The sequence below is a fragment of the Rhodobacter sp. 4.3.4 genome, assembly GCF_058724655.1.
Genome location: NZ_CM178967.1, coordinates 1216186 through 1234257, shown reverse-complemented (window position 1 = coordinate 1234257; position 18072 = coordinate 1216186). Strand labels below are relative to the sequence as shown.

General features: G+C 68.0%; 17 protein-coding genes. 12 read left to right on the top strand and 5 right to left on the bottom strand.

Annotated elements, in window-relative coordinates; all coding sequences use genetic code 11:
- Window positions 1–246: 246 nt before the first annotated feature.
- On the top strand, window positions 247–1044 hold the full coding sequence (gene rlmJ, locus AC4PTB_RS05930) for a 23S rRNA (adenine(2030)-N(6))-methyltransferase RlmJ (RefSeq protein WP_492192141.1): 798 nt from the start codon (window positions 247–249) through the stop codon (window positions 1042–1044).
- Window positions 1045–1048: 4 nt separating this feature from the next.
- Here the strand turns inward: rlmJ and AC4PTB_RS05925 are convergent, their stop codons facing one another.
- The 3 genes from AC4PTB_RS05925 to ftsY form a co-directional block, all read right to left on the bottom strand.
- Window positions 1049–1297: a hypothetical protein gene (locus AC4PTB_RS05925; RefSeq protein WP_492192140.1), complete on the bottom strand. Its 249-nt coding sequence runs from the start codon at window positions 1295–1297 to the stop codon at window positions 1049–1051.
- A 130-nt stretch (window positions 1298–1427) separates the two neighbouring features.
- Complete coding sequence (locus tag AC4PTB_RS05920; RefSeq protein WP_492192139.1) at window positions 1428–2042, bottom strand: inner membrane-spanning protein YciB; 615 nt, start codon at window positions 2040–2042, stop codon at window positions 1428–1430.
- A 282-nt stretch (window positions 2043–2324) separates the two neighbouring features.
- Window positions 2325–3653 carry a signal recognition particle-docking protein FtsY gene (gene ftsY / locus AC4PTB_RS05915; RefSeq protein WP_492192138.1) on the bottom strand — a complete coding sequence of 443 codons (1329 nt, stop codon included), beginning with the start codon at window positions 3651–3653 and terminating at the stop codon, window positions 2325–2327.
- A 225-nt stretch (window positions 3654–3878) separates the two neighbouring features.
- On the opposite strand from ftsY, the gene AC4PTB_RS05910 reads away from it, so the two are divergent.
- Both AC4PTB_RS05910 and AC4PTB_RS05905 read left to right on the top strand, forming a co-directional pair.
- On the top strand, window positions 3879–5216 hold the full coding sequence (locus AC4PTB_RS05910) for an alkane 1-monooxygenase (RefSeq protein ID WP_492192137.1): 1338 nt from the start codon (window positions 3879–3881) through the stop codon (window positions 5214–5216).
- Between the two features lie 68 nt (window positions 5217–5284).
- A complete protein-coding gene (locus AC4PTB_RS05905) occupies window positions 5285–5695 on the top strand; it encodes a hypothetical protein (RefSeq protein WP_492192136.1) in 411 nt (136 codons plus the stop codon).
- A 113-nt stretch (window positions 5696–5808) separates the two neighbouring features.
- Here the strand turns inward: AC4PTB_RS05905 and xseA are convergent, their stop codons facing one another.
- Window positions 5809–7272, bottom strand: a complete 1464-nt coding sequence (xseA, locus tag AC4PTB_RS05900) for an exodeoxyribonuclease VII large subunit (protein ID WP_492192135.1) — start codon at window positions 7270–7272, stop codon at window positions 5809–5811.
- A gap of 85 nt (window positions 7273–7357) precedes the next feature.
- Between xseA and purD the strand changes: the two genes are divergently transcribed.
- Window positions 7358–8620 carry a phosphoribosylamine--glycine ligase gene (gene purD, locus AC4PTB_RS05895; RefSeq protein WP_492192134.1) on the top strand — a complete coding sequence of 421 codons (1263 nt, stop codon included), beginning with the start codon at window positions 7358–7360 and terminating at the stop codon, window positions 8618–8620.
- A gap of 196 nt (window positions 8621–8816) precedes the next feature.
- On the opposite strand, the gene AC4PTB_RS05890 is transcribed toward purD, so the two are convergent.
- Window positions 8817–10196, bottom strand: a complete 1380-nt coding sequence (locus AC4PTB_RS05890) for an L-serine ammonia-lyase (RefSeq protein ID WP_492192133.1) — start codon at window positions 10194–10196, stop codon at window positions 8817–8819.
- 210 nt (window positions 10197–10406) lie between these two features.
- On the opposite strand from AC4PTB_RS05890, the gene AC4PTB_RS05885 reads away from it, so the two are divergent.
- From AC4PTB_RS05885 to AC4PTB_RS05850, 8 genes are all read left to right on the top strand, one after another.
- Window positions 10407–11390, top strand: coding sequence for a Hint domain-containing protein (locus AC4PTB_RS05885; protein ID WP_492192132.1), 984 nt, complete (start codon window positions 10407–10409; stop codon window positions 11388–11390).
- Window positions 11391–11488: 98 nt separating this feature from the next.
- Window positions 11489–12274 carry a ribose-5-phosphate isomerase RpiA gene (rpiA, locus tag AC4PTB_RS05880; RefSeq protein ID WP_492192590.1) on the top strand — a complete coding sequence of 262 codons (786 nt, stop codon included), beginning with the start codon at window positions 11489–11491 and terminating at the stop codon, window positions 12272–12274.
- Window positions 12243–12737 carry a hypothetical protein gene (locus AC4PTB_RS05875; protein WP_492192131.1) on the top strand — a complete coding sequence of 165 codons (495 nt, stop codon included), beginning with the start codon at window positions 12243–12245 and terminating at the stop codon, window positions 12735–12737. Before rpiA ends, AC4PTB_RS05875 begins: the two co-directional genes overlap by 32 nt.
- A 44-nt stretch (window positions 12738–12781) precedes the next feature.
- On the top strand, window positions 12782–14134 hold the full coding sequence (gorA, locus tag AC4PTB_RS05870; RefSeq protein WP_492192130.1) for a glutathione-disulfide reductase: 1353 nt from the start codon (window positions 12782–12784) through the stop codon (window positions 14132–14134).
- Window positions 14135–14199: 65 nt separating this feature from the next.
- A complete protein-coding gene (gene hflK / locus AC4PTB_RS05865; protein WP_492192129.1) occupies window positions 14200–15375 on the top strand; it encodes an FtsH protease activity modulator HflK in 1176 nt (391 codons plus the stop codon).
- Window positions 15372–16268, top strand: a complete 897-nt coding sequence (gene hflC / locus AC4PTB_RS05860) for a protease modulator HflC (protein WP_492192589.1) — start codon at window positions 15372–15374, stop codon at window positions 16266–16268. The genes hflK and hflC overlap by 4 nt, the downstream gene beginning before the upstream one ends.
- A complete protein-coding gene (locus AC4PTB_RS05855) occupies window positions 16268–16459 on the top strand; it encodes a DUF2065 family protein (protein WP_492192128.1) in 192 nt (63 codons plus the stop codon). The genes hflC and AC4PTB_RS05855 overlap by 1 nt, the downstream gene beginning before the upstream one ends.
- 119 nt (window positions 16460–16578) lie before the next feature.
- Entirely contained in the window at window positions 16579–18069 is a 1491-nt protein-coding gene (locus tag AC4PTB_RS05850) for a Do family serine endopeptidase (RefSeq protein WP_492192127.1), read from the top strand.
- Window positions 18070–18072 lie beyond the last annotated feature (3 nt).

The window sequence follows — 18072 nt, the reverse complement described above, 5'->3', positions numbered from 1 at the left end:
CTGCCCACCTCCTCCCGGGTGGCACCGGAATACCCGAGGCCCTCTCCTCCTCCCTGGGCCGAGGTTATCGCGGCGGCGCTCTCTCCTCCTCTCTGAGCGCCGCCGTTTTCTTTTGCGCCACCCAAAGGCGGGGGGCGCTGCCCCCCGGCGCTAACGCGCTCCCCCCCGGCGTATTTGCGCCAAGAAAAAGCAGACCCTTGCAGAGGGGCCGAGACCGGGTCAGGAAGGCGGGAAAGGGAGGACGCGATGCTGTCTTATCAACATGCCTATCACGCCGGGAATCTGGCCGATGTGCACAAGCATGCGCTGATGGCGGCGCTGCTCGACTACATGACGCGCAAGGACAAGCCCTTGTCCTATATGGAAACCCATGCCGGGCGCGGGCTTTATGCGCTCGATGGCGCCGAGGCGGCGAAAACGGGCGAGGCGGCGGCGGGGATCGCGCGCGCCGAGGCCGAGCGCTGGTTTGCGCCCGATCATCCCTACAGCCGGGCGCTGGCCGTGGTGCGCAAGGCGCATGGCCGCGCCGCCTATCCGGGCTCGCCGCTTTTGGCGGCGACGCTGTTGCGGCCGGTCGATTCGCTCCAGCTGTGCGAGCTGCATCCGCAGGAATTCGCCGCGCTGAAGGCGGCGATGGCGGCGCATGGCGGGATCTTTTACCAAAAGGACGGGCTGCAGATGGCCTTGGCCATGTGCCCGCCGACGCCGCGCCGGGGGGTCTTGCTGATCGACCCCTCGTGGGAGGTGAAATCGGATTACGAGACCGTGCCGAAGCTGGTCGGGCAGCTGGCGCGGAAATGGAATGTGGGGGTGATCGCGCTCTGGTATCCGATCCTCGCCCCCCATGTGGCGGTGGCCCCGGCGCAGCGCGCGATGGTGCGCGCGCTGATGGCCGATCACCCCGAGGCGCTTTTGTCCGAGGTGCGCTTCCCGCCTGCGCGCGAGGGGCACGGGATGGTGGGCTCGGGCATGATGGTGCTGAACCCGCCCTGGGGCCTTGCCGAGGAAGCGGCGCAGCTCGGGCGCCGCTTCGCCAGGCTCTGAGGGGTCAGGCGCGGCGCATCATCCCGGCCATCAGCACCCACAGGATGCAGACCGGCCAGACCGCAAGCGGCGCCAGCCCCATGGTGAAGATCGCCCCCACCAGCGCCACCAGGATCAGCGCCACCCCGCCGCGGACCGAGGTGTAAAGCAGCCCCACCGGGCCGAAGAGCACGACCAGCAAAAGCGCCAGCGGTTCATGGTGAAAGCCGACTTCAGAGGAGATTTCGGAGGCATTGGCTGCGACGGTGGACATGTCTGGCTCCTGTTGCCGAGGCGGTTCAGCGCGGCCGGTCGATCCGGCCTTGCCCGCACAGGCTCCTGCCGAAACGCGGCAGGATTGCGGCAATTCTCCGACCAGCTAAAGTTGCGCCGATTTTGCCGGCTCAGCTCTCGGGCTTGCCGCCCTCCTCGGGGGCGAAGCGGGCAAACAGGCGGCTTTGCGCCACGAAGAAGCCCATCAGCAGGATGGTCAGCCCGAAGGTCTTGAAATTGACCCAGGTCGCATCCGAGAAATTACGCCAGATCACCTCATTGGCGACGGCGAGAAACAGGAAGAAGGCCACCAGCCGCCGGGTCAGGATCACCCAGCCCTCGGCCCGCATCGGGATGGCGCCGTCCATCACCAGCTGCAGCCAGGGCTTGCCGCGGATCAGGCCAAAGCCCAGCAGCGCCGCGAAGAGCAGATAGATCAGCGTCGGCTTCATCTTGAAGAAACGCGGATCGTTGAACCAGACCGAAAGCCCGCCAAAGACGGTGACCAGGATCAGGGTCGCCACCTGCATCGGCGCCAGATGGCCCGAGAGCCGCCACAGCACCGCCATCGAGACGATCAGCACCGGCACGAAGACCGCGGTGGCCAGAACGAAACCGCCATAGGTCTCGCCGCCCAGCGTCAGCGGATAGTCGCGCAGCAGGAAGAACGCCGCGAAGAAAACCACCAGCGGCCCGAAATCAAGCGCGAGCTTCAGCCCCTGCGGTATCGGTTTGCGTTCTGCCATCTGTTCCCCTCCGCGGCTGCCCGCGCTCCGGGTCACCTCTCCCATCGGGCGACCCGCGCGTGATAAATAGGCAAGGACAGAGGCAAGGACAGGGGTTTTCGTCACCGCAGGCGGATTCCTGACAGGATTGTGTCCTTCGCGCCGCAGCCCTGCTTTTCCTTGGGCGAAACGCCGGGGGGTTTGCGCGTCAGCGCAAAGCGGGGGGCAGCGCCCCCCGAAGCGCCTGAGGCGCGGCGGGCTTGCCCGCCCAACGAAGGCGCACCCGGCCCCCGTCTGCCGCCCTCAGTCTTCTTCGATCCCCACCAGCGCGGCGGCGAATTCCTCGGGATCGAAGGGCGAGAGGTCGTCGATCTGCTCGCCCACCCCGATCGCATGGATCGGCAGGCCGAACTTGTCGGCCAGCGCCACCAGCACGCCGCCCTTCGCCGTGCCGTCCAGCTTCGTCATCACCAGACCCGAGACATCGGAAATCTTGCGGAACACCTCGACCTGCGCCAGCGCATTCTGCCCGGTCGTCGCATCCAGCACCAGAAGCGTGTTATGCGGTGCGCTGTCGTCGATCTTGCGGATCACCCGCACGATCTTCGCCAGCTCCTCCATCAGATCGGCGCGGTTCTGCAGCCGCCCGGCGGTGTCGATCATCAACAGATCCACCCCCTCGGCCGTCGCCCGCGTCAGCGCGTCAAAGGCCAGCGAGGCCGGGTCCGCCCCCTCGGGTGCGGTCAGCACCGGCACCCCGGCGCGGCTGCCCCAGACCTTCAGCTGTTCGACCGCCGCGGCGCGGAAGGTGTCGCCCGCGGCGATCATCACCGATTTGCCTGCGGCGCGGAACTGCGACGCCAGCTTGCCGATCGTCGTCGTCTTGCCCGAGCCGTTCACGCCGACGACCAGAACCACCTGCGGGCGGCGCGCATAAAGCGGCATCGGCCGCGCCACCGGCTCCATGATCCGCGCCACTTCGGCGGCCAGAATGTCCTTGAGTTCCGGCACCGACAGCTTGCGCCCCATCCGCCCCTCGGCCAGGTTCGCCGTCACCCGCAGCGCCGTATCCACCCCCATGTCGGCGGCGATCAGCAGATCTTCGATGCTTTCGAGCATCGCATCATCGAGCACCCGGCGCGGCACATCCGCCCGGCTGACCAGACGGCCCAGCCTCCCCGGGCGCGCGGCAGGCACCGGTTCGGCTTCGGGGGCCGCCTCGGCCTCGGCTTCGGGCTCCGCGCCGCCGCGCCCCAGCAGCCGCCCGAAGAAGCCGCGCCGGGCCGGTTCCGGCTCGGCCGCGGGCTCCGGTTCAGCTTCCGCCGCGGGCGCAGGCTCCGGTCCCGCCACAGGCTCGGGCTCCGGCGTGACCGCGGGCTCCGGCTCGGCAACGGCCACAGGCTCCGGTTCGGGGTCCGGTTCCGCCACGGGGTCCGGCACCACAGCCACCGGCTCGGGCAGCGTCAGCTCGGGCACCACCGGCTCGGGCACCACCGGCTCGGGCGCGGCCACAGCCTTTGCTTCCGGCTCCGGCGCGGTGTCCGGGGCCTCGGCAATGATCGCGTCAAGCCCCTCCTCGATTTTCGAGGACGAGCGGGTCAACCGGGACTTCAGCTTGTTGAAGAACGACATCGGAGCCTCCGTTTTGCAAATCCCTACCGGATCGGGGGGAAAGAGGGAAGGGAGAAGCCCGGATCGGCGCCTTTCGCCCGTGGCTGGGTTTCCGCCGCCCCCGGCGCGCGCGGGCGCTTGCGCGAAAATCCCGCCTTGCGGCAAGTCGTCGCCCTGCGGTTTGCGCAAAGCCGTCTAAAGTGCGCGCTCAAGTCGGAGCCATCTCATGCCGGAGTAAACCGCATCATGACTGAAAAGCCCGCTGAACTGTCCTTCGCGAAATTCATGGTCGCGCTGCGCAGCCTGCGCAAGATCGGCCGCGAAACCCCCGACGTGGACACTTTCGCTCTCTTCGCCTTCGCCCCGGTGCCGCTGATCTTCCTTGGCGCGCTGTTCGGAGGCGTCTTCTCCTGGCTTGCCATCGCCTGGATCACGGTCGGCATCTTCGTGCTCGACCGCCGCGCGCCCAAGCCCGCCCCCGACGCCCCCGAGGGCGCGGAGTTCCCGAAAGCCGACCGGCTGTCCTCGGCGCTGGCCGTCACCCATTTCGTCCTGCTGCCGATCGTCGTCGCCTCGCTCGCGGGCTTTGCGGGCATCTCGACCATGGGCACGCTGGGGCTGATGATCGCCGCCGCGCTCTGGTTCGGGCAGGTCTCGAACGCGAACGCGCATGAGCTGATCCACCGCACCGACCGGAAATTGTTCAACCTGGGCAAGTGGGTCTATATCTCGCTGCTTTACGGCCACCATGTTTCGGCGCATCGGCTGGTGCACCATGTCTCGGTCGCGACCCCCGCCGATCCGGCCACGGCGACTTTGGGCGAAAGCTACTGGAATTACGCCTCGCGCACGTGGTCGGAGTCGTTCAAGGCCGGTTACGCGAAAGAACAGGCGATCATCGAGGCGCGGATCAAGGCCAATCCGGGCAAGCCCACGATCCGGGAACGGATCAACCGCATCAACCCCTATGCCACCTATGTTCTGGGGGGCCTGTGGTTCGTGATCGGCGCCGGGCTTTTGTTCGGCTCGGCCGGGTTTGCCAGCTTCCTCTTCCTCTGCGCGCTGACCCAGGCGCAGCTGATGCTGTCGGATTACGTCCAGCACTACGGGCTGCAACGCAAGGAAACCGCGCCGGGCGAATATGAACCGGTGAGCGCCGCGCACAGCTGGGATGCAATCGAGACCGGCTCGGCCTTGATGATGCTGAACGCGCCGCGCCATTCCGATCACCACGCCCATCCCGGGCGCCCCTATCCGGCGCTGCAACTGGGCGATCTGAAGGCGCCGGGCCGGCCGATCCTGCCCTACAGCCTGCCGGTGATGGCGATGCTGGCGCTGATGCCCGCGCAATTCGCGCGGCTGATGGACCATCGCGTTCTGGCCGTGCGCAAGGGCGAAAGCGTCTACAGCGAACCCAAGCCCAAGGGGGCGGCCGCCCCCGCTGCGGCGGCAGAGGGCGAGGCGCCTTTGGTGCTGACCGGGGCCGAACCGGCCCCCGCCGAAACCGCCCCCGCCGACGCCCCGGCGCCGCAGGTTGCCGCCGCCCCTGTCGCCCCGGCGGAACGGGAAAAGGCCGACGCCTGAGACCTCACGCAGGCGTGGCTTTCCACGCCTGCCCCGATACGGCAAGCTGGGCGCAAAGGGAGACCCCGATGCGCCCGGTTCTGTTTTCGCTTGTCCTCGCCCTCGCCCCGCTCGCCGCCCCGGCCGAAGAGATCGGCCCGCCGCTGACCGCCGCGCAATTCGACGCGCTGACGCTGGGCAAGACGATCACCTATTCCGCCGGCGACACCACCTACGGGATCGAGGAATACCGCCCCGGCCGCAAGGTCGTCTGGGCCTTTGCCGCGGGCGATTGCGAGGAAGGCGACTGGTTCCAGCAGGGCGAGCAGATCTGCTTCGATTACCACAATGCCGACGTGGGCCTGCAATGCTGGACCTTCCATCTGCAGGGCGACGCGCTTGTCGCCTGGTTTGAGGGCAAGCGCGACGGCGCCCCCCTCGTCTCGCTCAATACCAGCGCTGCCCCGCTCAACTGCCCCGGGCCCGAGGTCGGGGTCTGACCGACCGCGCGCCCGGCCCCGCCCTCGGCAAGGTGCGTATTTGCACCAAGAAAAAACATGGGCTTTTTCTTGGTGCAAATACGCTCTTTCGCGGGTCGCCGCGGGACAGCCGCTCAGAACAGTGAACCCTGATCGGGCGGGGTTTTCGCGGCTTTGCGGGGTTTGGCCGCCGGTTTCGGGGCGGGCGCGGACGGCGGCGCATCAGCGGGGCACAGGCGCAGGCGGCCATCCTGAAACTCGATCTCCAACGGCGCCAGCCCTGCCGCGGTGGCGGCGCTGGTCAGCACCTGATCGGCCGGACCGCGCACCACCGCATAGCCGCGCCGCAGCGTCTCCTGATAGCCCAGTGTCTGCAACATCGCGGTGAGGCGGGAGAAGCGGTCCTGCGCCCGCGTCAGCCGGGCCTGCTCGGCGCGGAGAAGCCGGTCGGAAAGCCCCGCGAGCCGGTCGCGCTCGACCCGCAGATAGGTCTGCAAAAGCCGCGGCGAGATCCGGGCTTCCAGCGGCGCAAAGGCCGCGCGCTTGCGCACCACGACCATCCGCAGCGCGGGCAAGAGCCGGTCGGCGACCAGATCGAAGCGTTGGCGCCGCGGCCGGGTGATCGCCTCGGGGCGGCCCAGCGCGCGCGAAAGATCGGCCAGCCTTTGTGCCCGGCTGGCCATCCGGGTCTGGGTCGCGCGGCTGATCCGGGCCTGCATCTCGGCAAGTCGGGTCGCCAGTTCGGCGCGCACCGGCACCGCCATTTCCGCCGCCGCCGTCGGCGTGGGCGCGCGCCGGTCGGCGGCAAAATCGATCAGCGTCGTGTCGGTTTCGTGCCCCACTGCGGAAATCAGCGGGATCCGGCTCTCCGCCGCCGCCCGCACGACCGCTTCCTCGTTGAAGCCCCACAGATCCTCGAGCGAGCCGCCGCCGCGCGCGACGATGATCAGATCGGGCCGCGGCACCTTGCCCCCCGGCACCAGCGCGTTGAAGCCGCGGATTGCCGCCGCGACCTCGGGCGCGCAGGCCTGGCCCTGCACCGCCACCGGCCAGATCAGCACCCGGCGCGGAAAGCGGTCGCGCAGCCGGTGCAGGATGTCGCGGATCACCGCCCCCGAGGGCGAAGTGACCACGCCGATCACCCCGGGCAGCCAGGGGATCGGCTTCTTGCGCGCGGGATCGAAAAGCCCCTCGGCCGCCAGCGCCTTGCGCCGCGCCTCGAGCATCGCCATCAAGGCCCCCGCCCCCGCGGGTTCGACATCATCGACGATCAGCTGATATTTCGACTGCCCCGGAAAGGTGGTCAGCTTGCCGGTGGCGATCACCTCCATCCCCTCCTCGGGGCGGATCTGCATCCGCGCCACCTGCCCCTTCCAGCTGACCGCGGCGATCACCGCATTCGGGTCCTTGAGGTCGAAGTAAAGATGCCCCGAGCCGGGACGGCTGACCCGCCCGACCTCGCCGCGCACGCGCACGCGGGTGAATTCGCCCTCGATCACCCGTTTCACCGCGCCCGAGATTTCCGAGACGGTGAATTCGGGGGTGTTGCCGGAAGGGCCGGTTTTCGAAGCCTCGGGGCCGTCGTCCAGGATGTCCATGTTGCCTTGCCTGATGTGTCGCGAAACCTTAGAAGGCGCGAAAGCCGAGGCCAAGGGCCATTGCAGCCGCAAACGGGGGAACCGCATGAACATTCTCATTCTGGGCAGCGGCGGGCGCGAACATGCGCTGGCCTGGGCGGTGAAACAGAACCCGAAATGCGACCGGCTGATTGTCGCCCCCGGCAATGCGGGCATCGGGCAGCTGGCGGAACTGGCCGCCATCGACCCCTGCGACGCCACGGCCGTTCTGGCCTGTGTCGCGGAAAACGCGGTGGATTTCGTCATCATCGGGCCCGAGGCGCCGCTGGCCGCGGGCGTGGCCGATGCGCTGCGTGCGGCGGGGGTGCTGACCTTCGGGCCCTCGGCGCAGGCGGCGCAGCTGGAAGCCTCGAAAGCCTTCACCAAGGAGATCTGCGACGCCTGCGGCGCCCCCACCGCCGCCTGGGCGCGGTTCAAGGATCTTGAGGCCGCGCTGGCCTATGTGCGGGCGCAGGGCGCGCCGATCGTGGTCAAGGCCGATGGTCTGGCGGCGGGCAAGGGCGTGATCGTGGCGATGACGCTTGCGGAAGCCGAGGCCGGGTTGCGCGAGATTTTCGGCGGCGCCTTTGGTGCGGCGGGCGCCGAGGTGGTGATCGAAGAGTTCATGGCGGGCGAGGAGGCGAGCTTCTTCATCCTCTCGGACGGGGTCAACGTGGCTCCCGTCGGCACGGCGCAGGATCACAAGCGGGTGGGCGATGGCGACACCGGCCCGAACACTGGCGGCATGGGCGCCTATTCCCCGGCGCCGGTGCTGACGGCGGCGATTCAGGAGCAGGTGCTGGCGGAAATCGTCCGCCCCACCGTGGCGGAAATGGCGCGGCGCGGCATGCCGTTTCAGGGCGTGCTTTACGCCGGGCTGATGATCGAGAACGGCCGGGCGCGGCTGGTCGAATACAACGTCCGCTTTGGCGATCCCGAATGCCAGGTGCTGATGGCGCGGCTCGGTGGTCAGGCACTCGATCTGCTGCAGGCCTGCGCCGAGGGGCGGCTGGATCAGATCAGCGCGCAATGGGCCGAGGATACGGCGCTGACCGTGGTGATGGCGGCCCGCGGCTATCCGGGCGCTTACGAAAAGGGCAGCGAGATCAAGGGCCTTGACGCCCTGCCCGAGATCTCCTCGCAGATCGTCTTCCATGCCGGGACGACGGCGCAGGAAGGCAGGACCCTTGCCACCGGCGGGCGCGTGCTCAACGTCACCGCCCGCGCCGCGACCTTGGCCGAGGCGCAACAGCGCGCCTATGCGATGGTCGATGCGATCGACTGGCCCGAGGGCTTTTGCCGCCGCGACATCGGCTGGCGCGCGCTCTGAGACGAAACGGGGGGGGCGCTGCCCCCCTCTTGGCCTTCGGCCAATTCACCCCCCGGGATATTTCAGGCAAGATAAAGAAGGTTGTTCCCTTTCATCTTGCTGCAAATATCCCGGGGGAGCCCGCTTGCGGGCGGGGGCAGCGCCCCCGAAGCGCCCGACGCGCGGCGGGCTTGCCCGCCCAAGGAGGGCGCCCCCCTCAGCAGTTCGGCACGTTCACCGCCAGACCGCCAAGGCTCGTTTCCTTATAATGTTCATGCATGTCGCGCCCGGTCTGCCGCATCGTCTCGATCGCCGCATCAAGCGGCACGAAATGCGTGCCGTCGCCGCGCAAGGCCAGCGAGGCCGCCGAAATCGCCTTGATCGCGCCCAGCCCGTTGCGTTCGATGCAAGGCACCTGAACCAGCCCCTTCACCGGGTCGCAGGTCATGCCCAGATGATGCTCCAGCGCGATCTCGGCCGCGTTCTCGATCTGCGCGGGGCTGCCCCCCAAGACCGCCGCCAGCCCCGCCGCCGCCATCGCGGCGGCCGAGCCGACCTCGGCCTGACAGCCGCATTCGGCGCCCGAAATCGAGGCATTGGTCTTGATGATCCCGCCCACCGCCGCCGCCGTCAGCAGGAAATCCCCCACCTGTGACCCGCTCGCCCCGGGCACATGGTCGAGCCAGTAGCGGATCACCGCCGGCACCACCCCCGCCGCGCCATTCGTCGGCGCTGTCACCACCTGCCCGCCGGCCGCGTTTTCCTCGTTCACCGCCATCGCATAGCAGGAAATCCAGTCGTTGATCGTATGCGGCGCGACCAGGTTCATGCCCCGTTCGGCCAAAAGCGCGGCATGGATCGCCTTGGCCCGCCGCTTCACCCGCAGCCCGCCCGGCAGCACGCCCTCGGTCTCCAGCCCCCGCGTCAGGCAATCGTTCATCACCTGCCAGATCCGCGCCAGCCCCGCTTCGATCTCCGCCTCCGACCGATAGCGCCGTTCGTTGCGCCGCTTCATCTGCGCGATCGTCAGCCCCGAGGCCTGCGCCATCGAGAGCATCTCATCGGCCTTGCGGAACGGAAACGGCACCGGCGAGGGCGCGGCAAGCGCCTTGTCATCCACCGCGGCATGTTCCGCCTCGGTCAGCACGAAGCCGCCGCCGATCGAATAAAAGGTCTCGCGCAGGATCACGTCGCCCTCGGCGTCGCGGGCCTCGATCACCATGCCGTTCGCATGGCCGGGCAAAGGGTGGCCGTAATCGAAGATCAGATCGTGATCGGGGTCGAAGTGCAGCGGGCCCAGCCCGGGCGGTGTCAGCATCCGCGTGTCGCGGTTCGCCGCCAGCGCCGCCTCGGCCCTTTCGGCCTCGTAGCTCTCGGGCAGGAACCCGGCAAGGCCGAGGATCGTGGCGCGGTCGGTCGCATGGCCCTTGCCGGTGAAGGCGAGCGAGCCGTAAAGCCGCACCCGCAGGTGGCGCGGATGAAAGGGCGAGGCGCGCAGCATGTCGAGAAACCGCCCCCCCGCCACCATCGGCCCCATCGTATGCGAGGAGGACGGCCCGACGCCCACCTTGAAGATGTCGAAAACGCTCAGAAACATCGCGCCCTCCCTTTGCCCCATGCTGCCCTGTCGCGCCCGGCGAGGAAAGCGCGAAAGCGACATCTGCGCGCCCGCAAGCGGTGCCCCCCTCACCTTCCCTCTCACTTTCCCGGCCCCCGCCGCCCGGGCGCGCAAATTCGCCAGACAGGTTAACATGTTAAGCCCTGTTTCACCGGTTCTGGCGATACTGTCGCAAAGGCGGGAGATGCCATGCCCACATTCTGTTTCTGGCCGCTGTCCGAGGTCACCGCCTCGGGCCCCGATCCGTTCGGCCAAGATCCCTTCGGCACGCTGCCCGACGCCGAGGCGGCGGCGCGGGCGCAGGCGCATTTCGCGCTGCGCCCCAGCGCGGCGATGCGCTTCATCGACCTGCCCGAGGCGGACGGGGCAGACCCGGATGCCGCCGCGATCGACCCCGAGGTGTCCTATCTGATCCGCCCGCTCGCCTCGGAGGATGTCACCGAGACCCGGGTCGTGCATCTGATCGACACCCCCGCCACCGGGCGCGGGCTGGCGGCCTCTGAACGGCTGAAACCCGGCCGGGCCTATCGCATCACCGGGATCGAGACCGAGGGGATGCTGACCCCCTTCGCCAGCCAGGCGGTCTGTTTTGCCGCCGGAACGCTGATCGCCACCCGGCGCGGCCCGAAACCGGTCGAGGATCTGCAGCCCGGGGATCGGGTACAGACCTCGGACAATGGCTACCGGCCGGTGCAATGGGTCGGGCGCTGGCGCGTCGGCGGCATTGGCGCTGCGGCGCCGGTGCGCTTTGCGCCGGGGGTTCTGGGCAATGACCGGGCGCTTGTCGTGTCGGGCCAGCACCGGGTGCTGCTGCGGCCGACGACCGGCCCGCTTGCCGGAGAAGAGGTGCTGGTCGCCGCCAAGGCGCTGGTCGGCCTGCCCGGCATCGCCCGCGCGCCGGTGGCGCGGGTGGACTGGGTGCATGTGCTGATGCCCGCGCATGAGGTGATCTTTGCCGAAAACGCCCGCGCCGAAACCATGCTGGCCGGACCGCGGACGATGAACGTGCTCGACCCCGGCCAGGCGCTGGCGCTGCGCCAGAGCCTGTCGGGCGATCCCTTCACCGGCCTGCCCGCGCGGCCGATCGTGCCCACGCCGAAAGTCGCGAAGCTGATCTTGCAGCACCGCCGCGGCCACAGCCCGCTGGAAAGCGCGGGGCTGGCGCGGCGCTGAGAGATCGGCCCCGGGCGGTGCAAAAAGACCTCGCATGGGCAGGCGGGCTTGGCTATAACGGCGCGCAACAGCTGAAATTCTGGTCCGCAGGAGCCGCCATGCCCGCCGAGCTTTCCCCCATCGACAAGGCGAAATTCGCCGCCGCGCGCCGTGCCGTCGATTTCGTCGAAGACGGGATGAAGGTCGGCCTTGGCACCGGCTCCACCGCCGCCTGGATGGTGCGCTGCCTGGGCGAGCGGGTGCGCGAGGAAGGCCTGCGCATCGTCGGCGTGCCGACGAGTTCGCGCACCGCCGATCTGGCGCGGCAGATCGGCATTTCCGTCGTCGGTCTGGACGAGGCGAAATGGCTTGATCTGACGATCGACGGCGCCGATGAATTCGACGCGCAGCTGCAGCTGATCAAGGGCGGCGGCGGCGCGCTGTTGCAGGAAAAGATCGTCGCCACGGCCTCCGACCGGATGATCGTGATCACCGATGCCTCGAAGGAAGTGGTGAACCTTGGCGCCTTTCCGCTGCCCGTGGAGGTCGTGCCCTTCGGCTGGCAGACCACCCGCGCCTTGATCGAGGAAATGCTGATCGCCACCGATGTTCTGGGGCGGCAGACGACGCTGCGGCTGAATGGCACGCAGCCCTACATCACCGACGAGGGTAACTATATCGTCGATCTGCACCTCAACCGCATTGGCAATGCGCGGTCTTTGGCGGTGGCGCTCAACCAGATCCCGGGCGTGGTCGAGAACGGTCTGTTCATCGACATCTGCGACATGGTGATCATTGGCGGCGCCGAGGGTCAGGTCGAGCTGCGCGATATCAACGCGGGCACCGTGGCCCATGAACGGATCGATTTTGCCGATGACGAGAACATCTTCGCCGACCTCGACTGAGACCCGCCCGGATCTGGTGATCCCCGGCCGGTCGGTGCTGCCGCTGGTGATGGGGGGGGTGATCGGCCTCATCGGCGTGGTGCAGATCATCACGCCGATCCTGACGCTGGCGGCCTTCTTCGGCGAGGGGTTCCGCGACGACATGATCCTGAACGCGCTCGTCGGCGCGGTCGGCGCCAGCTTGTGCTTCTATCTGGCCTGGGTGGTGCTGTCGGTGCCGCGTCCGGTGCTGATCTTCCGCGCCGACCGGGTCGAGATCGGCAAGCTTTTCGGCAAATACGTCACCGTCCCCTATGCCGAGATCAAGGGCGAGGGCGCCGCAGCCCAGGCGGGCAAGGCCCCGGTGCGGCAGCGCGAGCTGTCGGTGCCGGGCTGGGTGATGACGGCCGAGGAGAACGCCGCCTGGCAGGCGGAACTGGCGGCGCGGGCGCCTGCCCTTGCCGGAACCGGGTCGCGGGGCTAAGTCCTGATGCGCGGCATCTGGCCGCGGCTTCGAAAGGACGGCAGATGAGTTTCGATTTCGACCTCTTCGTGATCGGCGGCGGATCGGGCGGCGTGCGGGCGGCCCGCATCGCCGCAGGCCATGGCGCGCGCGTGGCGCTGGCCGAGGAGGATCGGATGGGCGGCACCTGCGTCATCCGCGGTTGCGTGCCGAAAAAGCTGATGGTTTTCGCCTCGGGCATGCCCGCGGCGGTGGCCGAGGCCCGCGCCTATGGCTGGGACGCGACGATCGGCGGGTTCGACTGGGGCGCCTTCAAGGGCAAGCTGCATGCCGAACTGGACCGGCTGGAAAAAATCTACCGCGCCGGGCAGCAAAATGCCGGGGTGAAGGTGCATGATTGCCGCGCCACCGTGAAGGGTCCGCATGAGGTCGAACTGGCCGATGGCCGGGTGATCAGTGCCAAACACATCCTAATCGCGGTCGGCGGGCGGCCTTTCGTCCCCGCCTTCGAGGGCGCCGAGCATGTGCTGACCTCGAACGACCTGTTTCATCTGCCCGACCTGCCCAAACGTCTGCTGATCGTCGGCGGCGGCTATATTGCGTCCGAATTCGCCTGTGTCTTCAACGGGCTGGGGGTCGCGGTGGCGCAATGGAACCGCTCGCCCCTGCTGCGCAGTTTCGACACCGAATGCCGCGATCTGATCGTGACGCAGATGCAGGCACGCGGCATCGACGTGCATGAAAATGTCATCATCGACCGGGTGACGAAAACCGCAACCGGCGTCGTGGCGCATTGCGGCGATGGCCGGTCGCAGGAGTTTGACGCCGTGGTCTATGCCACCGGCCGGGTGCCGAACACCGCCGGGCTGGGGCTGGAAAACGCGGGCGTCAAGCTGGCCGCGAATGGCGCGGTGATCGTCGATCAATGGTCGCAGACCAATGTGCCCTCGATCTATGCCGTGGGTGATGTGACCGACCGGATCAACCTGACCCCGGTCGCGATCCGCGAGGGGCACGCCTTTGCCGATACCGTCTTTGGCGCCAACCCGCGGGTGAGCGATCACGAGCTTGTCGCCTCGGCGGTCTTCACCCGGCCCGAATTCGGCACCTGCGGGCAAAGCGAGGAGGCCGCGCGCAAACAAGGTCCGATCGAGGTTTATACCAGCGCCTTCAAGCCGATGCGCTCGGCCTTTGCCGGGGCGGAGGACCGCGTTCTGATGAAACTGATTGTCTGCAAGGCGACGCGCAAGGTGCTGGGCTGCCATATCGTCGCGCCGGAAGCGGGCGAAATGATCCAGATGGCGGCGATCGCGATGAAGATGGGCGCCACCAAGGAGCAGTTCGACGCCACCTGCGCCGTGCATCCGACGATGGCCGAGGAACTGGTGACGATGCGGGCACCGACCCGTCATTCCTGAGCGAAGCGGTTGACATTGCGCAAACAATCCCCACTTCGGGGCAAGGACATTCGAAAGAGGACAGCATGACCAACGGAGGACCCTGGGGCTCGGGCGGCGGTGACGACCGCGAGCCGCCGCGCCGCCCCGGCCCGCGCCGGCCCAATGACAGCGCACCGATTCCCGAAATCGACCAGATCGTGCGCAAGGGCACCGAACAGCTGCGCGTCCTGATGGGCGGGCGCGGCGGACCGGGCCGCCCCGGCGGCGGGCGCGATGACGGCCCTGCCTTCACGCTGGGCACCATCGCCATCGGCGCGGTGGCGCTGGCCGCGGTCTGGGCCTGGAGCTCGTTTTACACGGTGCAGCAGAACGAACGCTCGATCGAGCTGATGTTCGGCAAATACCATGCCACCGGCAACCCGGGTCTGAACTTCGCGCCCTGGCCCGTGGTGTCGAAAGTGGTGATCCCGGTCACCGACGAACGCACCACCGAGGTCGGCACCGGCCGCGCCCGCGCCATCGGCACGTCCGAAAGCAGCGACGGCGTGTTCTCGGCAAATCGCAGCAGCGATTTTGTCACCGATTCCGGGCTGATGCTGACGCGCGACCAGAATATCGTCGATGTCAGCTACCAGATCGTCTGGAACGTCTCGGACCCGTCGAAATTCCTGTTCAACCTCGCCGACCCCGAGGACACGATCCGCGCCGTCAGCGAATCCGCCATGCGCGACATCATCGCGCGGTCTGAACTGGCGCCGATCCTGAACCGCGACCGCGGCGTGATCGCCACCGATCTGCGTGCCGCCGTGCAGGGCACGCTTGACAGCTATCAGGCGGGCATCAACATCGTGCGGGTGAACTTCAACCGCGCCGATCCGCCGCGCGAGGTGATCGACAGTTTCCGCGACGTGCAGGCGGCGCAGCAGGAACGCGACAAGCTGGAGAAAGAGGCCGACGCCTATGCCAACCAGGTGACGGCGGGCGCCCGCGGTCAGGCCGCGCAGCTGGTGCAGCAGGCCGAGGCCTATCGCGCTTCGGTGGTCAACGACGCCCAGGGTCAGGCCGCGCGCTTCACCTCGGTCTATGAGGAATACCGCAAGGCCCCTGATGTGACGAAACGGCGGATGTTCTATGAAACCATGAGCACGACGCTGGGCGGCGTGAACAAGGTGGTGATCGACGGGCAGTCGGGCACCGTGCCCTATCTGCCGCTTGACCGGCTGCGGCCGGTGCAGCCGACGACCGGGGGGGCGAACTGATGAAGGCACAATTCCTGATCCCGATCGGCATCATCGCCCTGGGCCTTGGCCTGTCCTCGATCTACACGGTCGATGAACGCGAAAAGGCGCTGGTGCTGCAATTCGGCGAAGTGACCGCGGCGCGGACCGAACCGGGGATCGGCTTCAAGATCCCCTTCGTGCAGAATGTGGTGAAATACGACGACCGGATCCTCAGCCTGACCACGCAGCCGCTGGAGGTCACGCCGCTCGATGACCGCCGTCTGGTGGTCGATGCCTTCGCGCGCTGGCGCATCGTCGATGCGGTGAAGTTCCGCGAGGCGGTGGGCGATGGCGGCGAAAGCTTTGCCAAGAACCGGCTGGATGGCATCCTGAACAATGCGATCCGCGAAGTCATGGGTTCGGTGCCCTCGACCGCCGTTCTGTCGAACGACCGCACCGCGCTGATGAACAAGATCCGCGACATCGCGAAACGCGAGGCGAATGCGCTGGGCGTCGATGTGATCGACGTGCGGCTGACGCGCACCGACCTGCCCGAGCAGAACCTGGCCGCGACCTATGCGCGGATGCGGGCCGAGCGGGAACGCGAGGCGGCGGATGAACGCGCGCGCGGCGGCGAGGCGGCGCAGCGGGTGCGTGCGGCGGCCGATCGCGAGGTGGTCGAACTCACCTCGGAGGCGCGCAAGCAGGCGGAAATCGTGCGCGGTCAGGCGGATGCCGAACGCAACCGGATCTATGCCGAGGCTTATGGCAAGGACGAAAGCTTCTTCGCCTTCACCCGGGCGCTGCAATTCTATGCCGAAAGCCTGAAGCCGGGCACCTCCTCGCTGGTGACGGAACCGGACAGCCTTTACTTCGACTATGAGCGCTTCGTGAAATCGCTCGCGGCGGGCGTTCCGGCGGCCGGAAACTGATGGCGGCGGTGTTCACCGCCCTGGGCCTTGTGCTCGTGATCGAGGGGCTGGCACTTGTGCTGGCCCCTTCGCGCATCCTTGAGGTGCTGGCGCTGCTGGCCAGCCTCGGCCCCGAGGGGCGGCGCCGGATCGGCCTTGCGGCGGTGGCGGCGGGCGTCGGCGTCGTGGCGCTGGTGCAGGCCTTCGCCTGAGCCTCGCGACGCTTTCACATCGAAGTGACGCCGCGCGACGGGCTTTCAATTGCAAGCCGAAGCCCCTACCCTTTTATTCAGGTCAAGCCGAGCATCGGCCAGGACCACGGGAGACCCGCATGATCAAGACCCCTCTTTCGCTGACCACCCCGCGCCTTGCCCGACCGATCCTGATGGCGGCGCTGCTTTCCACCGCGCTGGCGCTGGCGCCCGTGGCGATGAGCCCGGCGCTGGCGGGCCCGGTGCCCGAGAGCTTCGCCGATCTGGTCGTGCAGGTGAAACCGGCGGTTGTGATGATCACCACCTCGACCACGGTATCCGAACCCGTGGGCGGCATGCCGGGCTTTCCGCCGGGCTCGCCGTTCGAGGAATTCTTCAAGGAATTCGGCATGCCGAACCTGCCGCAGGGCGGGCCGCAGCGGCAACACCGCGCAGACGCGCTGGGCTCGGGCTTCGTGATCTCGGCCGATGGCTACATCGTGACCAACAACCACGTCATCAAGGGCGAGGATGGCAATACCGTCGCCGATGAAATCTCGATCGAATTCGCAAATGGCAAGAAGCTTGATGCGAAGATCGTCGGCACCGATCCGAAAACCGACATCGCGCTTCTGAAGGTCGAGAGCAAGGAGCCGCTGCCCTTCGTCAGCTTCGGCGACAGCGACACGATGCGCGAGGGCGACTGGGTGATGGCGATGGGCAACCCGCTGGGTCAGGGGTTCTCGACCTCGGTCGGCATCGTCTCGGCGCGCAATCGCGAGCTTTCGGGCACCTATGACGACTACATCCAGACCGATGCCGCGATCAACCGCGGCAACTCGGGCGGGCCGCTGTTCAGCATGGACGGCAAGGTGATCGGGGTCAACACGGCGATTCTCTCGCCCAATGGCGGCTCGATCGGGATCGGCTTTTCCATGGCCTCGAACGTGGTCTCGAAGGTGGTGGGGCAGCTGCAGGAATTCGGCGCCACCCGGCGCGGCTGGCTGGGGGTGAAGATCCAGGACGTGACCCCCGACATGGCCGAGGCGATGAGCCTTGCCAAGCCCGAGGGGGCGATGGTGTCGGAAGTGCCCGAGGGCCCGGCCAAGGTGGCGGGGATGAAATCGGGCGACGTGATCATCAGCTTTGCCGGTGCGCCGGTGAAGGACACGAAATCGCTGACCCGTCGCGTTGCCGATGCGCCGGTGGGCAAGGCGGTCGATGTGGTGGTGATGCGGGCGGGCAAGCCGGTGACGCTGCAGGTGACGCTGGGTCAGCGCGAACTGGCCGAAAGCAGCGAGGTGGCGGCGGACAGCGTGGCCCCGGCGCTGGCGGGCGGGTCGGTGCTGGGCATGGTGCTCTCGCCGATCACCGATGCGATGCGCGCCGAGCGCAACCTGCCCGAGGATCTGACCGGGCTGATGGTGACCGATATCGACGCGACCGGGGCGGCTTTCGACAAGGGGCTGCGGGCGGGGGATGTGATCGTCGAGGCCGGACAGCAGCCGGTGGCGACGCTGGCAGATCTGCAGGCCCGGGTGGCCGAGGCGAAGGAGGGCGGGCGCAAATCGGTGCTTTTGCTCATTCGCCGCGCGGGCGAGCCGCGGTTCGTGGCAGTGCCGCTGCAATAACCC

Bases quoted from the DNA above. Each gene is read 5' to 3' on its own strand.
- rlmJ (WP_492192141.1), top strand. From the start codon at position 247: ATGCTGTCTTATCAACATGCCTATCACGCCGGGAATCTGGCCGATGTG.
- AC4PTB_RS05925 (WP_492192140.1), bottom strand. From the start codon at position 1,297: ATGTCCACCGTCGCAGCCAATGCCTCCGAAATCTCCTCTGAAGTCGGC.
- AC4PTB_RS05920 (WP_492192139.1), bottom strand. From the start codon at position 2,042: ATGGCAGAACGCAAACCGATACCGCAGGGGCTGAAGCTCGCGCTTGAT.
- ftsY (WP_492192138.1), bottom strand. From the start codon at position 3,653: ATGTCGTTCTTCAACAAGCTGAAGTCCCGGTTGACCCGCTCGTCCTCG.
- AC4PTB_RS05910 (WP_492192137.1), top strand. From the start codon at position 3,879: ATGACTGAAAAGCCCGCTGAACTGTCCTTCGCGAAATTCATGGTCGCG.
- AC4PTB_RS05905 (WP_492192136.1), top strand. From the start codon at position 5,285: ATGCGCCCGGTTCTGTTTTCGCTTGTCCTCGCCCTCGCCCCGCTCGCC.
- xseA (WP_492192135.1), bottom strand. From the start codon at position 7,272: ATGGACATCCTGGACGACGGCCCCGAGGCTTCGAAAACCGGCCCTTCC.
- purD (WP_492192134.1), top strand. From the start codon at position 7,358: ATGAACATTCTCATTCTGGGCAGCGGCGGGCGCGAACATGCGCTGGCC.
- AC4PTB_RS05890 (WP_492192133.1), bottom strand. From the start codon at position 10,196: ATGTTTCTGAGCGTTTTCGACATCTTCAAGGTGGGCGTCGGGCCGTCC.
- AC4PTB_RS05885 (WP_492192132.1), top strand. From the start codon at position 10,407: ATGCCCACATTCTGTTTCTGGCCGCTGTCCGAGGTCACCGCCTCGGGC.
- rpiA (WP_492192590.1), top strand. From the start codon at position 11,489: ATGCCCGCCGAGCTTTCCCCCATCGACAAGGCGAAATTCGCCGCCGCG.
- AC4PTB_RS05875 (WP_492192131.1), top strand. From the start codon at position 12,243: ATGACGAGAACATCTTCGCCGACCTCGACTGAGACCCGCCCGGATCTG.
- gorA (WP_492192130.1), top strand. From the start codon at position 12,782: ATGAGTTTCGATTTCGACCTCTTCGTGATCGGCGGCGGATCGGGCGGC.
- hflK (WP_492192129.1), top strand. From the start codon at position 14,200: ATGACCAACGGAGGACCCTGGGGCTCGGGCGGCGGTGACGACCGCGAG.
- AC4PTB_RS05855 (WP_492192128.1), top strand. From the start codon at position 16,268: ATGGCGGCGGTGTTCACCGCCCTGGGCCTTGTGCTCGTGATCGAGGGG.
- AC4PTB_RS05850 (WP_492192127.1), top strand. From the start codon at position 16,579: ATGATCAAGACCCCTCTTTCGCTGACCACCCCGCGCCTTGCCCGACCG.